The organism is Clostridium drakei, from assembly GCF_000633595.2.
In the GTDB taxonomy this organism is placed as follows: Bacteria; Bacillota; Clostridia; order Clostridiales; family Clostridiaceae; genus Clostridium_AM; species Clostridium_AM drakei.
In genome coordinates this window covers 1-2,803 of the sequence record NZ_JIBU02000088.1, presented here as the reverse complement: position 1 = coordinate 2,803, position 2,803 = coordinate 1, and the positions used below count along the sequence as shown (strand labels likewise).

The following is a 2,803-nucleotide window of genomic DNA, read 5'->3' as shown; positions in this document are numbered from 1 at the left end:
GTAAGCGGTGGAACACATACCGTACCCAAAAAAACCAGCTTCACATCAATATGCGAAGCTGGTTTTTAATAGAATCCTTCTTTGGCAATTTTCTTTATGTAGTTATATTGTTTTCGTATAAGCTTCTTAAAATCAGAGTCTGACAGTTCATTATACAGAGCTATACCTTCTTCATAAAGGCATTCGTATATCAATTCGCAGTAATCATCGTCTTCTCTATGCATTTTTTTATATCGCTGTTCCAATTCATATGGAAAATCAAGAGTATAAGCTATTCCATCAATTTTTTCACTAAGAAATTCCTTTGTCATATTCATCATATAGTCAATATTAGGCTGACTCACTGCTAGATTCCCCCTTTGCATTTATTCTGCATTCAAGCTGTACTTTATCTGCCCAAGGTAAATATTCCTTAAGTACTGAGAAGTCTAACAAAAAATTACTATTGGGCAAATTTCGGAATATATATTCAAGATATTTGTAAGCATCCAGATTATTGGCTGCTGCAGTATTCACGATGCTAAATATAATTGCTGATGCGTCTGCTCCTGCAGTTGAATCTGAAAACAATGAGTTTTTTCGTGTGATTGCCACGGGTTTCACGGCGATCTCCGATAAATTATTAGATAAAGGGATTCTTCCATCAAGCAAGAAATTGGTAAAATATTTTTTATGGTTTAGTGTATATTTCAAAGCTTTTTTTAAGTTCTCTTGATTAGTGAAAGTATTTTCAGCCCATGCGAAAAAGGCATCCAATACAGGGACACTTTTTATAAGTCTGTTCTTTTTTCTTTCTTCAGGCGACAACTCTTTCCATTTTCTTTCTAGTTTAAAGAGTTTATCACAATAAGCTCGTCCAATGGCTCCGCCTGATCCTGGAATTTCTTTTTTTCTAGAGTCCAATGGAATGGCTTCTAGATAATATCGTCTTAAATGGCTGAAACAAAGACACCGTGTAATTCCCTCCACCTTTTCATATCCAGCGTAGGCATCACTTACATGATAACCTTCAAAACCTTCAAGAAATTTCTTTGCATGATCACCTGATCGGGTACTGGTGTATTCGTATAAAATTATTGGAGGTCCTTCATAATCTCCAGTTCTATGTACCCAGATGAAGGATTTGCTGGATGCTTTTTTCCCATTTTCGTGATTTACTTGCCAGGTTGTCTCATCACTCATTATAATACTGCATGTTAAAAGTTGTTTATGCATCTCATCATATAGGGGTTTAAGCCAATATTCAGAGCTTCGAATCATCCAATTTGCCATCATATCTCTTTTAAGTTCAGCACCCATTCTTTTAAAATCCTTTTCCTGACGATATAGTGGTATTGACATTACATATTTTTCATACATTACCCATGCCACAATTGAAGGCGAAGCAAAAGAGTGCGTAAGCACAGGTGCTGGCGCAGCAGCACAGTATATAGAATCATATGGATTAGTATCATTTTTACCACATTCGATACACTTATATACATATTGGACGTAGTCCTTTATTATCAGCTTTGCTGGAATATATTCCATTTCAGATCTTACTTTTTTCTTTCCTATTATCTCAAGTTCACTGCCACAGATTTTACACACAGCTTCTTCATCATTAAGAACACATTCAACTACTTCATGTGGCAGTGATTTAATCAAGTTTTCTCTGTCACCTTTTTTCCTTACAGGTCTTTTATGTTCTTTGATATTTATAACTTTATTTTCATCTTCATCTAGAATTTCATCAATTAATTCACCAAAAAGAAAGCATTGTCCGTATACCTGAGGTGTTTTCTCACTTGATGCTCCAAAGCGCTGTTTTGCTGCATATAACACTGCTTGAGTTAGAACTTCTACATTATGCTCCAGAGATTGTACCTTTTCCTGCAGTTTTCTATTTTCATTTTCAAGTTCTTTAATTCGTTGATTTTTTTCATCTAAATACTGCATTTTAAGGCTCCTTTCTGGTTAATCTGACAATTATATTATACTAGAAAAATGGCTATTTTTCTATCTTTTAGGATATATTAAAAAATCATTCCCTCAGTATCAATACTTTCTTTATGTGCTTTTTTCTGATCAACTTGTAATCCTTCCAAAAGCCATTCAAGCTGGCGCTTTGTTATAGCTCTTACTTCTCCTTGATTCTTTGGCCACTGAAATTTCATTTCATCAGAAAGAAATTTTGTAACCAAAATAAAACCATTTGTATCCCATCTTAAAGCTCTAAGCGAGCTATGTTTTTTATTGCAAAATAAGAAAACACTTTTTCCACAGTAAGGATCTAATTTAAACTTCAATGAAATTAATGCAGCAAGTCCATTTTGTTGTTTTCGAAAATCTGTTGCTCCAAGTGCAAGATATATGTGTTCAGCATCATCGGCTATATGGCGCATCATAGTCGCTGCAGAACTTTCATTAGTCCTGCTAAAGAATCTTCGTTGAAGTTGCTTGGAACTGTTACCTGTATGTTTTTGAAGAATACTTGAAAATCATCTGATTTGCCTGGATTTGGATTTGGCTCAATTTTATCTAAAATGATTGAAGTGACTTCAGCGAAGACCATTTCTTTATCCGACTTTTGAATTTTACTTATTTTATGATTCCAATAATGATACTTATTTTTGCTAATTTCATTCTTTTTACACCATTCTGAAACAGACATTCCACTTTTTGTTCTTTCCTTAATTCTCTGCTCCCAGAGAACTAGATCTTCAGTTGTGGATTTCAAAATAAAACCTCCCATATCTTTACTTTAATAAAGTATATCAAATGAGAAGTTATTTTACATGACGGTGTTTGTTCCATCGCTTAC

4 protein-coding genes are annotated in these 2,803 nt (G+C 34.1%); all 4 read right to left on the bottom strand.

Features of this window, described 5'->3' with window-relative positions; translation table 11 throughout:
• Nucleotides 1-65: 65 nt before the first annotated feature.
• The gene (locus EG57_RS0224675; protein WP_032079729.1) at nucleotides 66-344 is read right to left on the bottom strand and encodes a hypothetical protein; all 279 of its coding nucleotides are present in this window, start codon (nucleotides 342-344) and stop codon (nucleotides 66-68) included.
• The gene (tnpC, locus tag EG57_RS0224670; RefSeq protein ID WP_032079728.1) at nucleotides 331-1,938 is read right to left on the bottom strand and encodes an IS66 family transposase; all 1,608 of its coding nucleotides are present in this window, start codon (nucleotides 1,936-1,938) and stop codon (nucleotides 331-333) included. Before tnpC ends, EG57_RS0224675 begins: the two co-directional genes overlap by 14 nt.
• Before the next feature lie 77 nt (nucleotides 1,939-2,015).
• Entirely contained in the window at nucleotides 2,016-2,384 is a 369-nt protein-coding gene (gene tnpB, locus EG57_RS0224665) for an IS66 family insertion sequence element accessory protein TnpB (protein WP_161782743.1), read from the bottom strand.
• Nucleotides 2,384-2,719, bottom strand: a complete 336-nt coding sequence (tnpA, locus tag EG57_RS0224660) for an IS66 family insertion sequence element accessory protein TnpA (protein WP_032079726.1) — start codon at nucleotides 2,717-2,719, stop codon at nucleotides 2,384-2,386. The genes tnpB and tnpA overlap by 1 nt, the downstream gene beginning before the upstream one ends.
• Nucleotides 2,720-2,803: the final 84 nt, after the last annotated feature.